The sequence below is a fragment of the Humibacter sp. genome (assembly GCF_051954055.1).
Taxonomy (GTDB): domain Bacteria; phylum Actinomycetota; class Actinomycetes; order Actinomycetales; family Microbacteriaceae; genus Humibacter.
In genome coordinates this window covers 25,215-47,836 of sequence record NZ_JBQCIE010000015.1, presented here as the reverse complement: position 1 = coordinate 47,836, position 22,622 = coordinate 25,215, and the positions used below count along the sequence as shown (strand labels likewise).

Sequence of the window (22,622 nt, the reverse complement as noted above, 5' to 3'; positions counted from 1 at the left end):
GGTCGCAGCCCTCGTCCGCTTCAGAGTCCTGGGTTGTACGCGACTTCCCATCTGAATCCGTCGGGATCGACGAAGTAGCCGGAGTAGCCTCCCCAATCCCGCCTTATTGCAGGCGTAGGGATGCTCGCGCCCGCAGCACTCGCTTCATCAAGCGCCGCGTCGACCTCCGCCTCGCTGCCGACGTTGTGTGCGAGAGCGAATGGCAAGGCGTCGGGCGTGCGCCCGATCGTCCCAAGCTCGCCCTTCGCCTTGTCTTCTTGCCAAAGGGACAGGACAACGCCGGGGACGAGCCGCACCATCACGACCTCTTCCGGAACTTCGAACTCGATCGGCCAGCCCAGCCCGTCGATGTAAAACCGGCGGCTCACGACGAGGTCGCGGACGACGAGCGAGATGAGGGTGAGGCGCGGCTCCATGCGGCAAGTCTGGTGCCCGCGCAGGAGCCCGTCCAGTTCCGGGATGAGCCGACGCCGAACGTGGTGCCGCGGATCTGTCTCGATCGTCTCGCACCGGTGCCCCATAGCTTCCGGCATGACTAGTCGGATCGCGGCGATCTCGATGGTCGCCATCAGTCCCCGGCTCGTCGCCGAGTTCTGGGGCGCCGTGCCCGGTTGGCCCATCTTGCAGTCGGACGACACCGGGGCCGACATTGGCCCTGGCGACGGCTCCGGGTTTCGGCTCGAGATCGGACGAGTTGCTGACGAGAAGGTCGTCAAGAATCGGATTCACTTTGACCTGCGGGCATTCGGAACGACTCAAGACGAAAACGACTCAAGACGAAAACGACTCAGGACGAAGAGGTGCGGCGGCTCCTCCACCTGGGGCGAAGAGAATCGATGTCGGCCAGCCGGCCGACGCTAGCTCACGGGAGTTGAGCTCGTCGAAACCCGGCCCGTTCGGATCCTCCGACACCGCTTGTCTTTCCGTCCACAGGCGTCTGTTCTGTACGGTTGTTCACAGGGGAAAGTGCTGGTCAGGACATGGTTCGGAATGTCGGTGGGTGGTGTTTGACTTGATCACATGAACACCCCGGACGCACCCACCGCCGGCACCACGGCGACCCTGTCGGATGCGTTCGACGCGCTCGCCGCAGCCCTGGACGGTGTGCTCCCGGCCGGGGAGGTGCACGGCCTCAGCGACAAGGACCTGCTGACGGCGACCCGGGCGGTTGAGGTGCTGGGTCGTCGGGTGGATGCGTTGCGGGCGCACTGCGCCGGAGAGATCCTGGAACGGTCTCCGAACGGGTTGGGTGCGGAACGGCTCTCGGCTCGCAACGGGTGCCGCACACCCGCTGAGTTGACGGCACGACTTCCCGGGGTGACCGAAGCGACCGCGGCTCGACGGGCGGCGCTCGGTCAGGCGGTGACGGTGCGGGGGTCGCTCACCGGTGGCCTGTTGCCGCCGAAGTTCCCCACGGTTGCGGCAGCGGTTTCCGCCGGTGATCTCGGTGAGGATGCGGCCCGCATCATCATCAGCACGCTGTCGAGTGTGGAGCTTCGGGCGGACCCGGCCGACTGGGCTACCGCAGAAGCCGAACTGGTCGCGTCGGCGGTGGGCGGGTTCACCGCCGACCAGACCCGGGTCCAAGCCACGGTGTGGAAGATCGCCCTGGACCCGGACGGGGTGGAGACCGATGCGGAGGAAGCGATGCGGCACCGCACCCTCACCCGGCTCGGCACCCGGGGTGGGTTGGTGCGGTATCGGATGGAGTTGATGCCGGAGATCTCCGGCAAACTGGAGCAAGCACTCGCCGCGGTGGTGTCTCCGAAGTCGAAGCCCGTGTTCCTGGACGGGGATCACCCTTCCGAGGGTGAGTTGGATGATCGTTCGTCGCCGCAGAGGCGGCATGATGCGTTCGCGTCCCTGATCGACGCCGCCGCCCGCAGTGCCCAGGTGGCGTCGATGGGTGGTGCCGCGCCGACCGTCCTGGTCACCGTCGACCAACACGACCTGGTAGAGGGTCGTGGTGCCGGGTGGATGGACGGGGTGGAGGAGCCGATCCCGATGGCGTCGGTGACCCAGTTCGCCTGTGCCGGCGGGATCCAGAAACTGTTGATGCGGGAGGGTCGGATTCTCTCGTTGTGGGCGCCGGAACGCTGCTTCACCGCCCAGCAACGCCGCGCGATCGCCGCCCGCGACAAAACCTGTGTGATCCCCGGGTGTCGTATCCCGGCCGGGTGGTGCGAATACCACCACGTCATAGAGCACTCCCGCGGTGGACCCACCGACACCGGCAACGGAGCCGCCGTGTGCTGGTACCACCATCAGAGCATCGACACCGGCGGGTGGGCGATCCGCATGCACAACGGGAAACCACAAGTCCGCGCACCCGGATGGATCGACCCAGGCGGAACCTGGCACGACACCGGCGAAGAATTCAGACGACCCAAGCTCCGCGAATGACCACGCCTTAGCGCGGCCCAACGGCAGGTACGAAACGCAGCCAGCAGAACGCGACTGCCCTTACGAGAACGCGCGGCGGTAGTCACTCGGGCTCACGCCGGTGACTCGCCGGAAGTGCGTGCGGAAGTTCGCCGGCGTACCGAGCCCGCAGAGCTCCGAGACCCGATCGATTCCGAGCGCGGTCGTCTCCAGCAGCTCACGGGCACGATCCACCCGCGCAGCATTGAGCCACTTGAGCGGTGTCGTTCCCGTCTCGGCCGTGAACCGACGTGCGAACGTACGAGCGGATGCGTGTGCGTGAGCGGCGAGATCGGTCACGGTCAACGGGCGGTCCAGGTTCGCCATCGCCCAGTCCCGCGTCGCCGCCAGCTCGGATGCCGAAACCCCCGACATCCCATCGCGCAGCCGACGTTCGATGAACTGGGCCTGCCCGCCGTCCCGGTGCGGTGCCGCGACTATCTCGCGCGCCACGGCGTTCGCGATGGCCGCACCATGATCAAGGCGCAGGATGTGCAAGCACACGTCGATGCCGCTCGCCACCCCGGCGGACGAGATGACGTCTCCCTCGTCGACGTACAGCACGTCGGGGTCGACCGTGACCAACGGGTATCGCTCGGCGAGAGCATCCGTGTACTGCCAGTGCGTGGTGGCGCGACGTCCGTCGAACAGACCGGCCGCGGCGAGTGCGAAAGCCCCGGTGCAGATGGAGACCATGCGCGCACCACGGTGATGCGCCACGCGGAGGGCTTCGACGACCTCGGACGGCACCTTACCGAGCGCATCGCGGAACGCCGGAACGATCACCGTGTCCGCCGCCGTCACGGCCTCGAGACCGTGGGTGGCGTTCACCGACCAGCCGCCGGTCGTCTCGACCGGACCGGGCGCGAGCCCGCAGAGCACGACCTCGTACGGGAGGTCGAGGTGGTCGAAGATCTGGAACGGCATCCCGATCTCCATCGGCAACGCTCGGCCGAGAGCGAGCACGGCCACACGATGGCGACGAGCACGAGAGACAGGCATGGCAAAAATCTATCGCAAATCGTCATTCCTGCCACTCACGTCTGATTCGTCCGCGACGCCACAGTGGCACCATGACGACGATCACCAGAACGGATGCCGCGCCCCACCTTCGCGTCGCTCGCCGGCTCGCTCCCGCGCAGGGCCTCTACGTGCTCGGCAGCTCCGTCGACCTCACACTCACCGGCATCGTCGGTGCACGTCTGGCACCGACGACCGCCCTTGCGACACTCCCGTTCAGCCTGATACCGATCGCCGCCGTCGCTTCGACGTTCCTGTTCTCGCGGCTGATCGGACGCTACGGATACCGCACCATGTTCACCGCTGCCGCGTGCGTCGCCATCCTGGCCGGACTCGTCTCGGCGCTCGCCATCCAGCTCGACACGTTCTGGCTGTTCTGCATCGGCACCGGCCTGATCGGCGTCTACTCCGCCGGCGCCGGCTACTACCGGTACGCGGCAGCGGATGCATCAGGCAGTCAACGCGCGCGAGCCGTCACCACCGTGCTTGCGGGCGGCCTTGTCGCCGCCCTTCTCGGCCCTTTCCTCGCGACCTGGGTCGATGCCCTGCTGCCCGTCGCCTTCGTCGCCAGCTACCTCATGGTGGCGTTCTTCGGAGCACTCGCCGCACTGTGGAACGCGTTCCTGCCGCACGAACTCGCGGTGCAGGGGCGTTGCGGACGCGCGGACGAAGTGCAGACATCCACGGAGTCGTTCGTCGAACCCAGGTCGCGACGCGTGCTGTGGCGCCAGCCGCTCCTCCTCACCGGCATCGCCGTGACGTCGTTCGCGGCATTCGCGATGACGTCCATGATGACGGCTGGCCCGATCGCGGGCATGGCGATGGGGCACACCCAGGCGGATGCCGCGCTCGCCGTTCAGCTGCACATGGTCGGCATGTTCGCGCCGGGCTTCGTCATCGCGAAGGTGATCGGACGGGTGGGCGAGCGATCCATCGCGATCGTTGGAGCGGCGATCATCGTCGTGGCCGGCGCCGCCGCTGCGGTCTCCACGGCGGAGTGGGCATTCCTCACGGCGATGCTCGCGGTCGGCGTCGGCTGGAACCTGGCATACAGCGGCGGAAGCGCCATGATCACGCGGACCTACCTCGCGGCGGAGCGCGGCCGCGTGCAGCCGATCGCCGAGGTGATCACGAACGGCTTCCAGGTCGTCGGGTCACTGAGTGCGGGCGTGCTCGCCACCGTCCCCGGCTGGCGGATGCTCGGGCTCGTTCTGATCGTGCTCTCGGTCGTGGTGGGAATAGGCGTCACGTCGATGCGACGACTCGTGCGGTCGTGATCGCCGCGCCGAACGTTGCGCCCGTCGCGGCCAGCACGCACGGATCGTTGCGCCGCACGCCGCGCCACGCGGTGCCGTCGCGCGTTCCCCCGGCATAGTCTCGAGTTCATGGCGCAGGACGACGGCATCCGCACCCCCGGCACCCCCTCCACCGGTATCCCCGAAGACGACCTCGCCCAGCGAGCGATCGAGCTGGTGCGCGCGTGGCTGCAGGCATCCGAGGCGCGGGATGCCATCCCGGAGGCGTCCAAGCGCGACCCGGCGGCCGAACGGCTGGCCGGTCTTCTGCAGGATCCGCGCGGACTCGACTTCGCGGTCGGCTTCGTGGACGGCGTCGCCCGCCCGCAGGATGTCTACGTCGCGGCGAAGAGCCTGCACCAGCTGGGCCGTTCGGTTCCGCGGTTTCTTCCCTGGTACCAGCGCTGGGCGATCGCGATCGGCGGTGCCATCGCACCAGCCGCCCCGTGGATCGTCATCCCGATCGCGCGTCGCGTGCTGCGCTCGATGGTGGGCCACCTGATCGTCGACGCGACGCCGGCCAAGCTGGGCAAGGCGATCGCCCGGCTGCGCCAGGATGGCGCGTCCGCTGGCGCATCCGGTCACATCCGACTCAACCTGAACCTGCTCGGCGAGGCGGTGCTGGGCGAGAACGAGGCGGATGCGCGCCTCGCAGGAACGCGCGAGCTCCTGGAGCGCGACGACGTCGACTACGTGTCGATCAAGGTCTCGAGCGTGGCCAGCCAGCTGTCGATGTGGGCCTTCGACGAGTCGGTCGCGCGGGTGGTGCAGCGCCTCGCACCGCTCTATCTCTACGCGGCGTCATCCCCGACCCCCAAGTTCATCAACCTCGACATGGAGGAGTACCACGACCTCGATCTCACGATCGCGGTCTTCAAGCGACTGCTCGGCGACCAGCGGCTGCTCGGCCTCGAGGCCGGCATCGTGCTTCAGGCGTACCTGCCGGACGCGCTGGATGCCCTGCAAGACCTCACCGAGTGGGCGCAGAACCGCAGAGCCGCGGGCGGTGCACCGATCAAGGTGCGCATCGTGAAGGGCGCGAACCTGCCGATGGAGCGGGTGGATGCCGCGCTGCACGACTGGCCGCTGGCGACATACGACGGCAAGGTGCACACCGACGCGAACTACAAGCGGGTGCTCGACTGGGCGCTCACTCCTGAGCACACGCACGCCGTGAAGATCGGTGTGGCCGGGCACAACCTTTTCGACGTGGCGCACGCCTGGCTGCTTGCGCGCAGCCGAGGCGTCGACGACCGCATCGACTTCGAGATGCTGCTCGGCATGGCCGCTCAGCAGGCGGACGCCGTCGCGCACACGGTCGGCGGCCTGCTGCTGTATGCGCCCGTCGTGCATCCGCGACACTTCGACGTGGCCATCTCGTACCTCATGCGCCGGCTGCAGGAGAACGCAGCAGACGAGGATTTCCTCTCCGCCGCGTTCGAGCTGACCGACAAGCCCGACCTGTTCGAACGCGAGAAGGCGAGGTTCCTGGCGTCGATCGCTGAGTACGAGGCGGATGACGGCCCTCGCGGACTCGCACCCCTCCCGAACCGCAGGCAGGACCGCGCCCGCGAGTGGGTGGAGACCGACCCGACCACCCTGTTCCACCCGCGGCCCGCGCCCGTCGACCCGGCCGCCGAGGCAGCAGAGGAAGGACTCACGGCCGCGGTGCTCGGACTGCAGCGCGGGTCGCGGGGAAGCGGGCTGTTCCCGACGACCGGCATCGTGCTGGAGCCGGGCGACCTTGCCGAGCCTCAACCCGAGCCTGAGCCCCAACCCGAAGCTGGCTCCCAGCGGGAGTCCGAACCGGAGCAAACCGACTCGCCGCGCGCCTTCCGCAACGAGTCCGACACCGACCCCGCCCTGCCGGCGAACCGAGCGTGGGGGCGCCGCATCCTGGCATCCGTTCCCTCCTCCGAACTCGGTGCTCAGACGCTCGCGGCTTCGCGCGTGACGGACGAGCGGATGCTCGACACGCTTCTGACCACCGTGCAGCAGACCGGGGAGCAGTGGGGCTCCATCCCCGGAAGCGCACGTGCCGCGGCTCTCGACCGGGTCGGTCTGGCACTCTCCGCGAATCGCGACCGCCTGATCGAGGTGATGGCATCCGAGACGGGCAAGACGATCGCTGAGGCGGACCCCGAGGTGAGCGAGGCGGTCGACTTCGCCCACTACTACGCTTCCCTCGCCCGCGAGCTCGACACCGTGCAGGGCGCGACGTTCGTGCCCTCAAGACTCACGGTCGCGACGCCGCCGTGGAACTTCCCGGTCTCGATTCCGGCCGGCAGCGTTCTCGGCCCCCTCGCCGCCGGGAGCGGTGTGGTGTTCAAGCCGGCGCCACAGGCGAGGCGCTGCGCGGCCGTGCTCGCTGAGTGCATGTGGGAGGCGGGCATCCCGCGGGAGCTCATGGCGCTGGCCGATGTCGACGAGGGCGAGCTCGGTCAGGCGCTCATCTCGGAACCGAGAGTGGATCGCGTCATCCTCACCGGCTCGTACGAGACGGCGAAGCTGTTCAAGAGCTGGCGCCCCGACCTGCCGCTGCTGGCCGAGACGAGCGGCAAGAACGCCATCGTCGTCACGCCGAGCGCCGATGTCGACCTGGCCGTCGCCGACGTGGTGAAGAGCGCGTTCAGCAACGCCGGGCAGAAGTGCTCGGCGGCGAGCCTGGTCATCCTCGTGGGATCCATGGGCACGTCGCAGCGCTTCCGCGATCAGCTGGCCGATGCAGCGGAGAGCGTCTACGTGGGATGGCCGGAGCAGCCGGTCACGTGGATGGGACCGCTCATCGAACCGGCCGCAGGCAAGCTCGAGTACGCGCTGACACAGCTGGAGCCCGGCGAGGAGTGGCTCGTGCAGCCGCGCCGACTGGACGACTCGGGGCGGCTCTGGTCCCCAGGCATCCGTACCGGTGTGCAGCCCGGCTCGCGATTCCACCAGAACGAGTTCTTCGGCCCGGTGCTCGGCATCATGCACGCCCGCACGATCGAGCAGGCCGTCGAGTGGCAGAACGCGGTGGACTACGGACTCACCGCAGGCCTGCACTCGCTCGACCCGGACGAGATCGAGTACTGGCTCTCCGTCGTCGAAGCGGGAAACCTCTACGTCAACCGTGGCATCACCGGCGCCATCGTGCAGCGACAGCCGTTCGGCGGCTGGAAGCGGTCATCCGTTGGCGCAGGGCACAAGGCAGGCGGACCGAACTACCTGTTCGGGCTGGGCTCGTGGGCGGGGGAGGCCGGATCCTCCAGCGCGAGCCTGCACCTGCGCGGACTCGACTCGCGGGTCTCGCGCGTGATCGAGTCCGCCCAGCCGTCGATGAGCTACGAGGAGTTCGACCTCGTGCGCCGGTCGGCGCTCAGCGACGCCATCGCGTGGGCGAAGGAGTTCGGCGTGGTGCGCGACGCGGCGAACCTCGGTGTGGAGCGGAACCTGTTCCGGTACCGGCCGGCACGGGTGAGCATCCGACTCAGCGAGGGCGTGGGCCTCGCCGCACTCCTGCGCGTGCTCGCCGCGGCGACCCTGGTGCGCGGACGCTTCGACGTGAGCAGCCCGACGCAGCTCCCACGACCGTTGCGTGAGGCGCTGCACGAGCTCGGCGTGGGCGAGACGGTCGAGACGGATGCCGCGTGGCTGGCGCGCGTGGCGGCCTCCGGCGCCGCGGTCGATCCCGACGGCCTGCCTGCCGAACGCATCCGGCTGATCGGCGGAGATCCCGCGGCGCTGGCCCGTGCGCTCGGGGACCGCATCGACGTCGCCGTGTTCTCCGGGCCGGTGACGGCATCCGGCCGCGTCGAACTCCTGCCGTTCCTCAAGGAGCAGGCCATCTCGATCACGAATCACCGCTTCGGCAGCCCGACTCATCTCACAGACGACGTGATCTGAACGCGGCTCGAAGCTGGCATGCACCGCAAGACGGCCTGACGATTCCCTGACAGTAGCTCAGTTCCTGAGTGCCACCGCAGGAAAGCTCAGGGTAACCGCATTCCTGGTCAGATGACCAGAACGACCCTGCCTGGAAGCGGATGCTCGTGCCCGCGCGATCCGCACCAGCATGCGGATCGCGGCCGGTCGCGCACCAGGCGCGGTGGCGCGCTTCTCGAGGGGCAGACATCCGTTCTGCTCACGGAAATGCGGCCTGATCGGCTCCTTGAGAACCTGAATGACGCCTGGCAAGCGGGTTGCGCCGCTCACCTACGGTTGAGCACTGCCGGTGAAGACCGGCTTTTTGCTTTGTAACCCGAACGATTCGTGACGGCCGTACGTACGTGCGGGCCGTCCGCCTGGTCTCCACTTATGCGCTTGCTCTCTTCGACGTACGACAACTTCATCAACGCCCTCGCCGGTACCCGAACGGCACTGTTCCCCCGATCGGCTCTGGGGCTCCGCCGTCGCCGCGGAACCCACGTGGCGGTGGCCGCTCCTCACCGCGCGGCCCGCCGCCACCACATCACGCTCGCCGTGGCAGGCGTCTCCTTCGGGCTCATCGCGAGCCTCACCACCGCGCTGCCCGGTTACGCCGCGCACGCCGAGAGCGTGCACGCTGGTCATGCCGCGCGCGCCGAGAGCCGGCACGGTGTGGCATTCGCTGCCTCAGTCACGCACCCGCGCCCGCACCAGAGCAAGGCGCAAGCGGCGCTGCACACGGCCATCCTCAATGCCGCGGCTCACGGGAACGTGCAGCATCTCGACGTCGCAGCCGATGTGGCGCAGCCGGCCGTCGTGCAAGACACGTTCGCGACCGTCGACGTCGCCGGCAACCTCGAGAAGTCGTACGGCATCGATCGTGGCATGGCTCTACAGCTGATCGGAACGGGCAACCCGAACGCCCGCGCGGCGATCGTCTCGACCGCCATGACCTACCTCGGCACGCCGTACGTGCTCGGCGGGGCATCGCACAGCGGCATCGACTGCTCGGGGCTCACGATGGTGGCGTACGCCGCCGCGGGCGTCAGCCTCGCGCACTACGTGCCGACGCAGGATGCTGCCGGCTCGCCGATCTCCGCCGCGTACGCGCGCCCGGGCGACCTCGTGGTGTTCGACAGCGAGGAGCACGTCGGCATCTACATGGGTAACGGCATGGTTCTGCACGCGCCGACCGAGGGACGCGACGTCGAGCTCGACCCGCTGTCGCAGTGGGCGAGCATCCCGTACCACTTCACCCGCCTGATTTGAGCGGCGGTCGCCGCCCTGACCGACGGCATTAACCGACGAACCTCCGAGTCTTCTCAGTGGTGCTCGTTTATCGATCCGTTATGGTGGAACGCGTGGCCGGCTCGCCGGTCCGCATTTTGGGGGACATGGTTGTCGAAACCTCCGTACCCCGTGTGCGGAATCGGGAGCAGGCTGGGAGCGAATGGGTCGGAGAGCAGCGGCGGTCGACCACGGCCGCTCGTCGGCAGACGACGCGTCATTGCGCGGACCCGTCGACGACTCCGACGATCTCTCCGCGTTCGTCGCACAGCTGGTCTCCGATGATCCGATTCCGGATGCCCGCACTCCCCAGGTCGTTCCCGCTCCGGTGGAGGAGATGGTCGACCCGGCGGAGCCTGTCGAGTTCGCACCGTCCGAGGCTCCCGTCGTCGCGTCCGACCCCGTCGTATTCGATCCGCCCGGGCTCGCCGAGTCCTCGCTCGACGCCCCTGAGCCGGCGCTGCCCACGCTCTTCGTTCCGCTGACGCGGACGGAACCTGCACCGCTGACGCCGACGGAACCCGCACCGCTGACGCGGACGGAACCTGCACCGCTGACGGCCGTGCAGACTGTGCCGCCGAGCAAGCAGGGGGAGCCGGCGGCACTCGACTTCTCGGAACCGCCGCGTTCCCGTCGCGAAGCACGTGAGCGGCTGCGTGCCGCTCAGGCGGCGGCACCGAGCGAGGCGTCCGTGCCGGCCCCGCCGCCCGTCACGACTCCGGGACCCGCGCCCGCGTATCCATCGCGCCGCGCACTCCGCGCCGCGCGAGCAGCACAGGCGGCGACGGAGCCGTACGAGGAGCAGGCAGGCCACACGACGGCCGCGCAGGAGCAGCCTGCACAGGAGTTCGCGGCAGTGCAGCAGACGGCAGCGACGCCGCAGCAGCCTGCCCAGCACACCGCATCCGCTGCGCAGGGGATCGCCTTCGGCGGCGGAGACTTCCGCAGCCACCACAAGGCGGGTGCGCATGAGCCGGGCGGGCACGCGCACCGTCGGCTGCAGGCATCCCGCAAGCCCGCGCTCATCGCGGGAAGTGCTGTGCTCGCGCTCATTCCGGGCCTGATGTTCGCCGCGCCCGCCAACGCTGCCGAGTCGATCAGCCCGCAGCAGTTGCAGGCCACGATCGCCAGCAACTCCAAGCTGATCGCGCAGAAGCTGCAGGTCTCGGCCGCCGTCTCGGACGGATCCCTGCAGAAGGAGAACTACGTCGCGGGCGCGATCGCCGGCATCGTGGCCGCCGAGTCCGGACCGAACGGCCCCGAGGTCGCTGTCGCTCTGGCGCAGGCACTGCAGTACGGCGGCGAGCGGGAGAAGATCGTCGAGACGGCGCTCACCTACCTGGGCGATCCGTATGCGCTCGGCGGCGCATCGCACGACGGCATCGACTGCTCGGGCCTCACGATGGTCGCCTACGCCACCGTCGGCATCTCACTGGTGCACTACGTGCCGTCGCAGGATGCCGTCGCCGCTCCCATCTCCGAGGCGGATGCCCAGCCCGGCGACCTCGTCTTCTTCAACGACGACGAGCACGTCGCGCTCTACCTCGGCGGCGGCATGATCATCGAGGCACCGGACTACGGCATCCCGGTGCGCATCGTGTCGCTGAACACGTGGAGCGGCATCGGCTACCACTTCGGCCGCATCCTGCAGAGCTGACGGCCGGCGCGACTCACGCGCCGAGCGGCAGCATGATGTCGACAGTGAGGCCGGCGCCCGGGTCGGATGACAAGCGGATGCTGCCCCGCGCCGCATCGACGAGGCCCGCGACGATCGCGAGGCCCAGCCCGCTTCCGGTGGTGGTGTTGCGCGCCGCGTCGACGCGAGTGAAGCGGTCGAGCGCGATCGGCACGAAGTCCGATGGCATGCCCGGCCCGTCGTCGATGATCGACAGGCACACGGATGCGTCGTCGTGCGTGAGCCGCGCCGTCACGGTGCCGGCGTCCTCGGCGGCAGCCGCGCTTGGCACACCGGAATCCTCCGCGGTGGCGCCTTCCGCCGGCACCTCCTCCGAAGCGAGCGCCTTGATCGAGTTGCCGATGAGGTTGTCGACGATGCGGCCGAACTCCTGACTCGACAGTGCCACCGTCCCGGTGGCCGGAGCATCCGCCACGACCTCGAAGTCGATCACGCAGTCGACGCCCTGCATCGCGGCCGCCTGCCGACTGCGATCGATCGCCGCGGCCAGCTCGTCTTCGAGGTCGAACCAGTTGCTCTCGCCCCGTTGGCCGTGCGCGTCGATGCGGGAGAGCTCGAGCAGGTTCGTGGCGAGATTCGAGAGCCGCAGCACGGTCTGGTGGGACTGGCGGATGTCGGCGAGCAGCGCATCCGCGTCGCCCGCGTCGAGCTCCGCGAGCTCGAGTTCGCCGCGCAGTACCGCCAGCGGCGTGCGGAGCTCGTGGCTGGCATCCGACACGAGCTGCTTCTCTCGGTCGGCGGATGCCCGAAGCCCCTCGATGAGCCCGTTCAGCGTGACGGCGAGCGCGGCCAGCTCGTCGCGCACCGGCGGCACCTCCAGCAGTTCGCGTGCGCTGGCATCGCGCTCCGCCGTCGTGCCGGCCGATTGCCGGCGTGCGAGCTCGTCGGCCTGCCTGCGCATCGCGTTCACCGGACGCAGGGCGGTGCGCGCCAAGATGAACGACGCGACGGTGAAGCAGGCGACCAGCGCGGCCGCGCCGACGATGAGCGCGGCGCTCAGCCTGCCCAGCACGAGCTCGTTCGCATCCTCGCTGCGCGCGGTGACGATGTGCCAGACGCCGTCCGTTCGCACGACGGGCGCGGTGCGCACGATGTAGTCGCGCACCGAGGTGCTCACGCGCGAGATCGTCTCCTCACCGGTCAGCGGCGCGTGCCCGAAGGGCCGCAACGACTTCGGAAGGCTCGACATCTTCACCTGACCGGACGGCGAGACGATCGCAACGTACTGCCCCTCTCCAGGGATCGTCTCGATGTCGCGCGGGTTCCTCGCCACCTGCTGCGCGAACGGCTCAGCGTCGTGCTCCAGCAGGGTGACGGTGGCGTTGTCGAGGATGACGCTCACACCCGCCCTGATGCCGATCACCGCGACCACCCCGATCAGCACCGCGACCACGAAGCTGCCCACCGCGATGCGGGCCGTGATCGAGAGGCGACCGGCGAAGCCGCGGATCCAGTTCACCGTTTCGGCTCGGCCGGCTCACCGTGCTCTGGGGCATCCTGGCCGGCCGCATCCGGAGCCGCCGCACCGCCGTGCCCCGAATGGTTCGCGGGCGTCTGGCCCGCAGGCGTCTCGACCGCCTCCAGCCGGTAGCCAAGGCCGCGCACGGTGGCGATGCGGATGCCGGTGTCTGCGGCATCCAGCTTGCGGCGCACGTACGACACGTACTGGTCGAGCACGTTCTGGTCGATGTGCTCGTGACCGCCCCAGATGTCGTCGAGGATGTCGTTGCGCGTCACCATCTCGCCCGCGTGCATCGCGAGCAACCGCACGAGCGAGAACTCGCGCGGGCTGAACGCCACCTGCTTTCCGGCGACCGACGCCTTGTGCTCGAGCGAGTCGATGGTCAGATTGCCCACGCGCAGGGTCGGCTTGGTCGAGGCATCCCGTCGCAGCAGCGCGCGCAACCTGGCGGCAAGCTCGGCGAACGCGAACGGCTTGGTGAGGTAGTCGTCTGCTCCGGAGTCGAGGCCGAAGACGCGGTCCTCGACGGCATCCCGCGCGGTCAGCAACAGGATGGGCATGGTGCGGCCAGACTCGCGCACCCTGCGGCACAGCTCGAAGCCGCTCATGCCGGGAAGCATGACGTCGACGGCGAGCGCGTCGACCGTGTTGTCGCGCAGGGTGATGAGGGCATCAACACCGTTGTCGACGGAGAGCACGTCGTAGCCCTCCGCGATCAGACCGCGTCGCAGCAGCCTGGCCATATCGGGGTCGTCCTCCACGACGAGGAGGCGCGCAGTCGATTCGTCCACCCGATCATGCTCACAGAATCCGCTGTGTGCGTCGAGAGCGAATGCTATGTCGGCGCTCAGACAGCCGTCACTCGATCTCTCGGTGCACCAGGCGGGAGAGCACGATCGCGCTGCGGGTGTGGTCGACGCTGGGTGCGACGCGCACCCGCTCCAACGCGGCCTCGAGGCTCGGGATGTCCCGGGACCGGATGCGCAGTATCGCGTCCGCGCTGCCGGAGACCGTGCACGCCTCCGCGACCTCGGGAACCGCGGAGAGGATGCGCTGCAGCTCGCTCGGCGACACCGTGCCGCGGCAGAACAGCTCGACGTAGGCCTCGGTGCTCATGCCGTCGATCGTCGGATCAACGTTGATCGTGAACCCGCGGATGACTCCGTCGACGACCAGCCGGTCGATCCGGCGCTTGACCGCGGATGCGGACAACCCGACACGCGAGCCGATGTCGCCGTACGAGGCGCGCGAGTTCTCGCGCAGCAGGTCGATGATGTTCCGATCGAGGTTGTCCACACCGCAATTCTATGTTGATGTGTTGCGTCTCGGCCGGGATTTGCGCACGGATCATGCAGTCGATGCCACACACCACGCAATAACCCGGTGCGAGACTGGAAAGCATGACGGCCATCGACTCCACCGACGCACGCCTTCGAAGCGGATCGCACGAACCGGCATCCGGAACCGCGACGCGAACGGAGGCGCCGACGCACCTCGTGCCGTCCCACCGTACCTACCTGATGTGCCGTCCCGAGCATTTCACGGTGAGCTACCGCATCAACCCGTGGATGCATCCGCAGGAGCCGACAGACACGCAGAACGCGCTCGACCAGTGGACGACGCTCTACGAGACGTTCATCCGCCTCGGTCACGAGGTGCACCTGATCGACCCGATCGCCGGCCTTCCCGACATGGTCTACACGGCCAACGGCGGATTCATCATCGACGGCGTCGCGTACGGCGCGCTGTTCACGTATCCGCAGCGTGCGCCGGAGGGGCCGGCGTTCATGGACTGGTTCGACCAGCACGGGTTCCGCGTCGTCGAGCCGAAGCAGGTGAACGAGGGCGAGGGCGACATCCTGCTGGTGGGCACGCGCATCCTCGCCGGCACCGGGTTCCGCAGCAGCGTCGAGAGCCACCGCGAGCTGCACGAGGTGTTCGGTCGTGAGGTCGTCACGCTGAACCTCGTCGACCCGCGCTTCTACCACCTCGACACGGCGATCTCGGTGCTCGATCCGCTGAAGGACGACGAGAACGCCAACATCGCCTACGTGCCTGCCGCGTTCGACGAGCCGAGCCGTCGCAAGCTCGAGCAGCTCTACCCCGACGCGATCATCGTGAGCGAGGAGGATGCCGGCATCCTCGGGCTCAATTCCATCTCAGACGGCTACAACGTCGTGATCGCCCAGCGCGCGGTCGGCTTCGAGAAGCAGCTGCGCGAGCGCGGTTACAACCCGATCGGCGTCGACCTGTCCGAGCTTCTCCGAGGAGGAGGTGGCGTCAAATGCTGCACCCTGGAACTTCGTCGGTAAGCGCCACCGACGCCCTTCACCTCGAAGACGAGCACGCCGCTCACAACTACGCCCCGCTGCCGGTCGTGATCGCTTCCGGCGACGGCGCCTGGGTCACGGATGTCGACGGCAACCGCTACCTGGACTGCCTCGCCGCCTACTCCGCGGTGAACTTCGGCCACTCGAACCCGCGGCTCGTCGCGGCCGCGAAGGAGCAGCTCGACCGCATCACGTTGACCAGCCGCGCCTTCCACCACGACCTGCTTGGACCGTTCGTGACGGAGCTCGCCGCGCTCGCCGGCAAAGATCTCGTGCTGCCGATGAACACCGGCGCCGAGGCGGTCGAGACCGGCATCAAGGTCGCGCGCGCCTGGGGCTACCGCGTCAAGGGCGTCGCCGCGCATGCCGCGAACATCGTCGTCTTCCACGGAAACTTCCACGGACGAACGACCACGATCGTCGGGTTCAGCGACGATCCGGATGCCCGCGACGGCTTCGGCCCGTTCACGCCGGGCTTCCGCTCGGTCGCATACGGTGATGCCGGGGCTGTGGCTGCCGCGATCGACGAGAACACGGTGGCGGTGCTCGTCGAGCCGATCCAGGGCGAGGCGGGCGTGATCGTGCCGCCCGACGACTTCCTGCCCGAGCTGAGGCGCATCTGCACCGAGAGCCGCGTGCTGCTGATCGCCGACGAGGTGCAGTCCGGACTCGGCCGCGTCGGCGAGACGTTCGCCAGCGACCTGTGGAGTGTGGTGCCCGACGTGTACCTGCTGGGCAAGGCGCTCGGCGGCGGGATCATGCCGCTGTCCGCCGTGGTCGCGGACCGCGAGGTGCTCGGCGTCATCCGCCCAGGCGAGCACGGCTCGACGTTCGGCGGCAACCCGCTGGCCTGTGCGATCGGGCTCGAGGTGATCCGGATGCTCGCCACCGGCGAGCCGCAGCAGCGCGCCCGGGAGCTCGGCGAGCGCATGCGCGGCCGGCTCGACGCCTTCGTCGGGCACGGGGTCACCGCCGTGCGCGGAGCCGGACTGTGGGCGGGCGTCGACGTCGATCCAGTGATCGGCACCGGTCGTGAGCTGGCGGAGCGGATGCTGCGCCGCGGCATCCTCGTCAAGGACACGCACGGCGCGACGATCCGGTTCGCTCCGCCGATCGTCGTGGATCCCGCCGACCTGGACTGGGCGATGGACGAGTTCGAGGCTGCGCTTCGGGAGCGATCCGCCTAGAACTCCGCGACCCGCACGCCCAACCACTCGCCGAGGTCGGCGATCTCGGCGCGCACCATCTCGTCCTCTTCCGGCTCGAACGGGATGAGCTCGTGCACCGCGTTCACCCGCAGCACCTCTTGCTCGCGGTCGACAGCCGCGTCCAGCATGCCCATGAAGACGTCGCCGATCAGGATCGGATGCGCGAAGAACCCGTACTTGCGCTGCGACTTCGGCTTGAACTGCTCGAGCACGTAGTCGAAGTCGAAGATGTCGCGCAGCCGCGGCCGATCGAACAGCATGCCGTCGTAGGGGTTGAGGAACGCGACCCGGCCGTCGACGTCATCGTTCAGCATCGCCAGCGCCTCCGGATCGACCCGCCACTTGCTGCGCAACCCTTCGATCGTGGCCGGCTCTCCCGCCTCGCCGACACGCGTCCACGGCGACTTCTGCTTCGCGATGCCGGCTGCCTGCAGGCGGCGTTGGTCGAGCATCCGTGCCGCCTCGTCCGGATCGTACTCGGGCAGGTCGGCCGGAAACGCGCGCTCGGCGATGTCCCAGACGCGGTGTCGTCCCTCACGCCGTACCACGCCGATCTGGCCCGTCCGGGAGAGGAACTCGAGCATCTGCGGCACCTGGTTCGGCCCGTACCAGCCGGCTTCGGAATCCCGCGCCACCGCGGCGGTGTCCGGAATGTCCGATGCCAGCAGTGGACCCTCCGCCCTCAGTCGCGCGAGCACGTCGTCGCGGAACTTCGCGTTGGCCTCGACCCACTGCTTGGTGCTGTCGCGGAGCGGGCGGGTGCGCATCCAGGGCAGCATGAGCGGCAGCAGGCTCACCGGCCGGAAGCTTCCGTCGAACTCGAAAAGCACCCGGTCCATCTCGACGGCCTTCGTGAGCTGAGCGGACTCGTACGACCAGCCGATGCGAGACCAGAGGATGGTGTGCTGTGCCGGCGCGATCGTCGCGGTCGGGTCGATCTTGATCGCACCCAGTTGTTCGGCCACCTCCACAACGTCGCCGGGGCGCTGAGCATCCAGCAGCTGTGCTCGCACCGCGATGCGTCGCGCCTCGTCGCGCGTGAGGTGGTGGGTCACGCGATCGAGGGTAGCGCGCAGAATGGATGCCATGGCCAACGACGTCGACGCCCTCATCTCCCAGCTCACACTCGAAGAGAAGGCGGCGCTCGTCACGGGCGACGGGTTCTGGCACACCCGCGCCATCGAGCGGCTGGGCATCCCGTCGATCACGCTGAGTGACGGCCCGCACGGGGTGCGCCGCCAGCCGCCCGAGCAGGAGAACGGCATCGGCGGAAGCTTCCCGGCGACGTGCTTCCCGCCCGCCGTCGGGCTGGGCTCCACGTGGGATGCCGAGCTCATCGAGCGGGTTGGGGAGGCGCTCGGCGAGGAGTCCAACGCGCTCGACGTGCAGGTGCTTCTCGGGCCGGGCATCAACATCAAGCGCTCGCCGCTGTGCGGCCGCAACTTCGAGTACTTCTCCGAAGATCCGCTGATCGCGGGCGAGCTGGGAGCGGCACTGATCCGCGGCATCCAGTCGAAGGGTGTCGGGACATCCCTCAAGCACTACGCCGCGAACAGCCAGGAGACCGACCGCTTCCGGGTCAGCGCCGACATGGACGAGCGCACCGCACGCGAGATCTACCTCGCCGGGTTCGAGCGGGCCGTGAAGGATGCCTCGCCCGCCACCATCATGGCCGCCTACAACAAGCTCAACGGCGTCTACGCCACAGAGGATCGCTGGCTTCTCGCCGAGGTGCTCCGCAGCGAGTGGGGGTTCGACGGCGTCGTCGTCTCGGACTGGGGTGCGGTGAACGACCGGGACGCCGCCGTGGCGGCCGGGCTCGACCTCGAGATGCCCGAGTCGGAGGCGGGACCCGCCGCGATCGTGACCGCGGTGCGCGGCGGATCGCTGGACGAGGCATCCCTCGACGCCGCCGTGCGCAACGTGCTGAGGCTCGTGTTCGACCACGCGCACCTGAAGGCGGACGCCGGCACCAAGTTGGCCGTGCCCGACGACATGGTCGAGGATCACCACACGCTGGCGCGGGAGGCGGCGTCACGCGCGGCCGTGCTGCTGAAGAACGACGGAGGCATCCTGCCTCTCGCGCAGGACGCCTCGCTCGCGGTGATCGGCGAGTTCGCGCGCAACCCGCGGTACCAGGGTGCTGGCAGTTCGCAGATCGAGCCGACCCGTCTCGACGACGCGCTCACCGAGATCCGTCGCCTCGCGGAGGCCGATGTGCCGTTCGCGCCGGGATTCACGCTGGACGGGAGCGGGGATGCCGGCGAACTGGTGAGCGAAGCGGTGGCGGTGGCATCCTCCGCCGAGGTCGCTGTCGTGTTCCTCGGGCTGCCTTCTGTCGCAGAGTCGGAGGGCTACGACCGGGAGAACATCGACCTGCCGGCAAATCAGGTGGCGCTGCTCGCCGCCGTGGCGCAGGCGAACCCGAACGTCGTCGTGGTGCTCTCGAACGGTTCGGCGGTGCGCGTCTCGAACTGGCAGGGCGGCGCCCGCGCGGTGCTCGAGGGATGGCTCCTCGGGCAGGCAGGTGGCGGCGCGATCGCGGACATCCTGTTCGGCATCGCGAACCCGTCGGGGCGGCTCACCGAGACGATCCCGGAGAAGCTCGAAGACAACTCGGCCTTCCTTGACTTCCCCGGGCGCGACGGGCACCTCGAGTACGGCGACGGCGTCTTCGTCGGCTACCGCTGGTACGACGCGCGCGAACTGCCGGTCAGTTACCCGTTCGGGCACGGGCTCTCCTACACGAGCTTCGAGTACTCGGGGCTCTCTATGAGCGTCGACGGGGCGGATGCCAGCCTGTCCGTTCACGTCTCCGTCACCGTGACGAACACCGGTTCGGTCGCCGGGCGCGAGGTCGTGCAGCTGTACGTGTCCGCGCCGAGCGTGCAGGTGCGCCGGCCGCTGAACGAGCTGCGGGGATTCCACGCGGTTCCGCTCGAGCCGGGCGAGAGCCGTGAGGTGTCGTTCACGCTCGGGTACCGCGATTTCGCGTACTTCCACCCGGTTCTGAAGCGCTGGTACGTCGAGAACGGACCGGCGGAGATCCTCGTCGGCGCGAGCTCGCGCGACATCCGCGAACAGGGCAGCGTCGAGCTGCGGGTGAACGAGCCCGTTGTACCGCTCGACCGGCAGTCGTCGCTGGCGGAGTGGATGAAGCATCCCGGCGGACAGCAGGTGCTCGCCGGAGTCATGCAGCAGACCGCAGCGCAGAACCCGGCCGCCGCAGGCATGTTCCAGAACGAGGAGCTCATCGCGATGATGGGCTCGATGCCGCTGCGCCGCATCGGACGCTTCCCCGGAGTCGGCCTCACCGACGAGGCGGTCGACGCGCTGATCGCCCAGGCCAACTCCGCTGGGTAGAGGCCGCGCACGGCGTTTGGACTGCAAATGTGGTCCTCAGGGGCGGGTTTTAGAGCCACAGTTGCAGTCCAAACGTCGATGGCTGTTAGTGAGCATCCAATGCGGCACGGATAGCGCGCACTAGGGACTCGGGGTTCTGCATGTCGTCGTCCGTCACGCGGAAGACCCGCCACCCGGCCTCCTCCAGCAGACGGACTCGCCGCAGGTCGTCTCGCCAGCGTTGCTTGCTCGATCGGTGCTCGTCGCCCTCGTACTCGATCGCGATCCTCGCGTGCGGGTATGACAGGTCCGGGTGGAGCAGCACTCCGCCTGCGACGGTGACTGGATGCCCGACCACCGGCTCGGGGAGCCCGAGTGCCACCAGCAGAAGACGAAGCAGCGATTCGCGCCGTGAGTCGACTCCCTTGCGAAGTCGGGGCAGCGCCCAGCGGATCTTCCTCGCGCCCGGCGTGCGTCCATAGCGGGATGCGGCATCCGCGAGCTCGTCCGGCGTGGACAACGGTGTGGTGCGTAGTGTTGCGCTCAAGCGTTCACCGGAGATGAGGAAGTCGCCGGCCGCGACGAGATCTTCACGGGACAGCACGGAGGCGAGGTGGCACCAGGTGTCGGCGGGCGTGGTGACGGGTAGACGCTTGCGATGACGAATACGGAGCTCGCGGTACTCGTGTCCGGCGACACCACGCGTGCGCGGTTTGCTGCCGGTGGTGGTGCCGACATGCACGACCATCGCTCGCTCCAGCTCGGTCGGAAGCGGGATGCCCCACAGTAGTGCCGCGGTGACCAGGCAGTAGAACTGCCCGGGCTTGAGGCGAGGCTCGTACGCTCGCGCGAGCGCGACAGGCGTGTCGAGTGGCAGGTTCACGCTGCGGATGCCGTGGAACGGCGCATCCACATCGGCTGCACGCAGGCGCCCGCGTCCGAGTCCGCGGCCGCCGGATCGGGAGGTTCGGAACGCGGAACCCAGCGCGTCAGGGGGAATTGGAGCGCGACCGGGCATGCCAGAAGTGTGCCCGCTACGCGAGCCTGCTTGCCGCAAACATCCACAGCTACCGTTCGCGGAGGTTTGAACTGCAGATGTGGCTATAAAAGGCGGGATCTGCAGTCACTTCTGCAGTTCAAACGCCACCGCGAGCGCGGGACGGTGAGGTCTAGCCTGAGGGGATGAGTGCGGACGCGGGGGCGCCGACCGACACGACGCGAAACGAACACGGCAAGACCTTCTTCGGGCAGCCGAGATCGCTCGCCAACATCTTCGGGGTGGAGATGTGGGAGCGGTTCTCCTTCTACGGCATGCAGGGCATCCTGCTGCTCTACCTCTACTTCTCCGTCGCCGACGGCGGCCTCGCGATGCCGAAGCCGGTCGCCGCCGGCATCGTCGGCGCGTACGGCGGAGCGGTATACCTGTCGACGATCATCGGTGCGTGGATCGCCGATCGCTTGCTCGGCTCGGAGCGCGTCCTCTTCTACAGCGCGATCGTCATCATGTGCGGGCACCTCTCGCTCGCCATCCTCCCGGGCTTCGTCGGCCTCGGGGTGGGCCTCGTCCTCATCGCGGTGGGTTCCGGAGGCCTCAAGGCGAACGCGACGACCGTCGTCGGCACGCTCTACACCGAGCATGACCCTCGGCGGGATGCCGGCTTCTCGATCTTCTATCTCGGCATCAACCTCGGCGCATTCTTCGGTCCGTTGCTGACCGGGCTGCTGCAGTCGACGATCGGATTCCACTACGGGTTCGGTCTCGCCGCCCTCGGCATGGCGATCGGGCTCGTGCAGTATTCGTTCGGCCGAAAGCGACTGCCGGAGGAGGCTCGCAAGGTCTCCAACCCGCTCCCGCGTTCGCGATTCGTGCTCTGGGCCTGCATCGCCGTGGCCGGCGTGATCGTCATCGTGTTGCTCGCGCTCGTTGGCGTCATCCGGGCGACCAACCTGTCGATCGTCGTCATCGTGGTCACGATCGCGGCGGCCGTCGCCTACTTCGTGGTGATCCTCTCGAGCAGGCTGACGGATGTCGAGCGCCGCCGCGTCTACGCGTTCATCCCGCTGTTCATCGCCAGCGCCGCGTTCTGGTCGCTGTACCAGCAGCAGTTCACGGTGCTCACCTTCTACTCCGACAACCGGCTGAATCGCGATCTGTTCGGGTGGACGTTCCCGATCTCCTGGGTGCAGTCCATCAACCCCATCTTCATCATCATCCTGAGCGGCGTGTTCGCCGCCATCTGGACGAAGCTCGGCGAACGCCAGCCGTCCACACCGCTGAAGTTCGCCGGTGGCACGGTCGTCATGGGCATCGCTTTCCTGCTCTTCCTGCCGTTCGCGGGAGGCGGCAAGAACAGCACGCCGCTCCTGGCGATGGTGGGCATCCTCTTCGTGTTCACCGTCGCGGAGCTGCTGCTCTCGCCCGTCGGCCTCTCGGTGTCGACGAAGCTCGCGCCCGCGCGGTTCCACGCGCAGATGGTGGCGCTGTTCTTCCTGTCCGTGGCGCTGGGCACCGCGCTCAGCGGACAGCTCGCCGAGCTCTACTCGCCGAAGACGGAGGCCGTGTACTTCGGCGTGCTCGGAGCCATCGCGATCGCGATCGGCGTGGTGCTCTCGCTCATCTCGCCGCTCTTGCGACGGCTGATGAGTGGGGTGCGTTGA

17 protein-coding genes are annotated in these 22,622 nt (G+C 68.5%); 10 read left to right on the top strand and 7 right to left on the bottom strand.

Annotated features, from left to right (window positions below; all coding sequences use genetic code 11):
• Window positions 1-20: 20 nt before the first annotated feature.
• Entirely contained in the window at window positions 21-416 is a 396-nt protein-coding gene (locus ACTHNC_RS01370) for a VOC family protein (protein ID WP_440292794.1), read from the bottom strand.
• Here ACTHNC_RS01370 and ACTHNC_RS01365 point away from each other — a divergent pair.
• Entirely contained in the window at window positions 394-861 is a 468-nt protein-coding gene (locus ACTHNC_RS01365; RefSeq protein WP_440292793.1) for a VOC family protein, read from the top strand. The genes ACTHNC_RS01370 and ACTHNC_RS01365 overlap by 23 nt on opposite strands.
• Before the next feature lie 159 nt (window positions 862-1,020).
• Window positions 1,021-2,403 carry a DUF222 domain-containing protein gene (locus tag ACTHNC_RS01360; RefSeq protein ID WP_440292792.1) on the top strand — a complete coding sequence of 461 codons (1,383 nt, stop codon included), beginning with the start codon at window positions 1,021-1,023 and terminating at the stop codon, window positions 2,401-2,403.
• 60 nt (window positions 2,404-2,463) lie between these two features.
• Here the strand turns inward: ACTHNC_RS01360 and ACTHNC_RS01355 are convergent, their stop codons facing one another.
• Window positions 2,464-3,423 carry a GlxA family transcriptional regulator gene (locus ACTHNC_RS01355; RefSeq protein ID WP_440292791.1) on the bottom strand — a complete coding sequence of 320 codons (960 nt, stop codon included), beginning with the start codon at window positions 3,421-3,423 and terminating at the stop codon, window positions 2,464-2,466.
• A gap of 71 nt (window positions 3,424-3,494) precedes the next feature.
• On the opposite strand from ACTHNC_RS01355, the gene ACTHNC_RS01350 reads away from it, so the two are divergent.
• From ACTHNC_RS01350 to ACTHNC_RS01335, 4 genes are all read left to right on the top strand, one after another.
• Window positions 3,495-4,718 (top strand): MFS transporter, encoded by a 1,224-nt coding sequence (locus ACTHNC_RS01350; protein ID WP_440292790.1) that lies wholly within the window; start codon window positions 3,495-3,497, stop codon window positions 4,716-4,718.
• Between the two features lie 108 nt (window positions 4,719-4,826).
• Window positions 4,827-8,618: a proline dehydrogenase family protein gene (locus tag ACTHNC_RS01345; protein ID WP_440292789.1), complete on the top strand. Its 3,792-nt coding sequence runs from the start codon at window positions 4,827-4,829 to the stop codon at window positions 8,616-8,618.
• A gap of 417 nt (window positions 8,619-9,035) precedes the next feature.
• Window positions 9,036-9,908: a C40 family peptidase gene (locus ACTHNC_RS01340; RefSeq protein WP_440292788.1), complete on the top strand. Its 873-nt coding sequence runs from the start codon at window positions 9,036-9,038 to the stop codon at window positions 9,906-9,908.
• A 181-nt stretch (window positions 9,909-10,089) separates the two neighbouring features.
• Window positions 10,090-11,583, top strand: coding sequence for a C40 family peptidase (locus ACTHNC_RS01335; protein WP_440292787.1), 1,494 nt, complete (start codon window positions 10,090-10,092; stop codon window positions 11,581-11,583).
• Between the two features lie 13 nt (window positions 11,584-11,596).
• Here the strand turns inward: ACTHNC_RS01335 and ACTHNC_RS01330 are convergent, their stop codons facing one another.
• The 3 genes from ACTHNC_RS01330 to ACTHNC_RS01320 form a co-directional block, all read right to left on the bottom strand.
• Window positions 11,597-13,081: a sensor histidine kinase gene (locus ACTHNC_RS01330; protein WP_440292786.1), complete on the bottom strand. Its 1,485-nt coding sequence runs from the start codon at window positions 13,079-13,081 to the stop codon at window positions 11,597-11,599.
• Window positions 13,078-13,875 (bottom strand): response regulator transcription factor, encoded by a 798-nt coding sequence (locus ACTHNC_RS01325; protein WP_440292785.1) that lies wholly within the window; start codon window positions 13,873-13,875, stop codon window positions 13,078-13,080. Before ACTHNC_RS01325 ends, ACTHNC_RS01330 begins: the two co-directional genes overlap by 4 nt.
• Window positions 13,876-13,942: 67 nt before the next feature.
• A complete protein-coding gene (locus ACTHNC_RS01320) occupies window positions 13,943-14,380 on the bottom strand; it encodes an Lrp/AsnC family transcriptional regulator (RefSeq protein WP_440292784.1) in 438 nt (145 codons plus the stop codon).
• Between the two features lie 224 nt (window positions 14,381-14,604).
• Between ACTHNC_RS01320 and ddaH the strand changes: the two genes are divergently transcribed.
• Window positions 14,605-15,396 (top strand): dimethylargininase, encoded by a 792-nt coding sequence (ddaH, locus tag ACTHNC_RS01315; protein ID WP_440292802.1) that lies wholly within the window; start codon window positions 14,605-14,607, stop codon window positions 15,394-15,396.
• Window positions 15,369-16,601, top strand: a complete 1,233-nt coding sequence (rocD, locus tag ACTHNC_RS01310) for an ornithine--oxo-acid transaminase (RefSeq protein ID WP_440292783.1) — start codon at window positions 15,369-15,371, stop codon at window positions 16,599-16,601. Before ddaH ends, rocD begins: the two co-directional genes overlap by 28 nt.
• On the opposite strand, the gene ACTHNC_RS01305 is transcribed toward rocD, so the two are convergent.
• A complete protein-coding gene (locus ACTHNC_RS01305; RefSeq protein WP_440292782.1) occupies window positions 16,598-17,677 on the bottom strand; it encodes a DNA glycosylase AlkZ-like family protein in 1,080 nt (359 codons plus the stop codon). The two genes, rocD and ACTHNC_RS01305, sit on opposite strands and share 4 nt — an antisense overlap.
• Window positions 17,678-17,708: 31 nt before the next feature.
• On the opposite strand from ACTHNC_RS01305, the gene ACTHNC_RS01300 reads away from it, so the two are divergent.
• Complete coding sequence (locus ACTHNC_RS01300; protein WP_440292781.1) at window positions 17,709-19,985, top strand: glycoside hydrolase family 3 C-terminal domain-containing protein; 2,277 nt, start codon at window positions 17,709-17,711, stop codon at window positions 19,983-19,985.
• Between the two features lie 85 nt (window positions 19,986-20,070).
• Here ACTHNC_RS01300 and ACTHNC_RS01295 read toward each other — a convergent pair whose 3' ends face one another.
• Complete coding sequence (locus tag ACTHNC_RS01295) at window positions 20,071-20,982, bottom strand: endonuclease domain-containing protein (RefSeq protein WP_440292780.1); 912 nt, start codon at window positions 20,980-20,982, stop codon at window positions 20,071-20,073.
• Between the two features lie 164 nt (window positions 20,983-21,146).
• On the opposite strand from ACTHNC_RS01295, the gene ACTHNC_RS01290 reads away from it, so the two are divergent.
• Window positions 21,147-22,622: a peptide MFS transporter gene (locus ACTHNC_RS01290; protein WP_440292779.1), complete on the top strand. Its 1,476-nt coding sequence runs from the start codon at window positions 21,147-21,149 to the stop codon at window positions 22,620-22,622.

Bases quoted from the DNA above. Each gene is read 5' to 3' on its own strand.
- ACTHNC_RS01365 (WP_440292793.1), top strand. From the start codon at position 394: ATGAGGGTGAGGCGCGGCTCCATGCGGCAAGTCTGGTGCCCGCGCAGG.
- ACTHNC_RS01370 (WP_440292794.1), bottom strand. From the start codon at position 416: ATGGAGCCGCGCCTCACCCTCATCTCGCTCGTCGTCCGCGACCTCGTC.
- ACTHNC_RS01360 (WP_440292792.1), top strand. From the start codon at position 1,021: ATGAACACCCCGGACGCACCCACCGCCGGCACCACGGCGACCCTGTCG.
- ACTHNC_RS01355 (WP_440292791.1), bottom strand. From the start codon at position 3,423: ATGCCTGTCTCTCGTGCTCGTCGCCATCGTGTGGCCGTGCTCGCTCTC.
- ACTHNC_RS01350 (WP_440292790.1), top strand. From the start codon at position 3,495: ATGACGACGATCACCAGAACGGATGCCGCGCCCCACCTTCGCGTCGCT.
- ACTHNC_RS01345 (WP_440292789.1), top strand. From the start codon at position 4,827: ATGGCGCAGGACGACGGCATCCGCACCCCCGGCACCCCCTCCACCGGT.
- ACTHNC_RS01335 (WP_440292787.1), top strand. From the start codon at position 10,090: ATGGGTCGGAGAGCAGCGGCGGTCGACCACGGCCGCTCGTCGGCAGAC.
- ddaH (WP_440292802.1), top strand. From the start codon at position 14,605: ATGTGCCGTCCCGAGCATTTCACGGTGAGCTACCGCATCAACCCGTGG.
- rocD (WP_440292783.1), top strand. From the start codon at position 15,369: ATGCTGCACCCTGGAACTTCGTCGGTAAGCGCCACCGACGCCCTTCAC.
- ACTHNC_RS01300 (WP_440292781.1), top strand. From the start codon at position 17,709: ATGGCCAACGACGTCGACGCCCTCATCTCCCAGCTCACACTCGAAGAG.
- ACTHNC_RS01295 (WP_440292780.1), bottom strand. From the start codon at position 20,982: ATGCCCGGTCGCGCTCCAATTCCCCCTGACGCGCTGGGTTCCGCGTTC.
- ACTHNC_RS01290 (WP_440292779.1), top strand. From the start codon at position 21,147: ATGAGTGCGGACGCGGGGGCGCCGACCGACACGACGCGAAACGAACAC.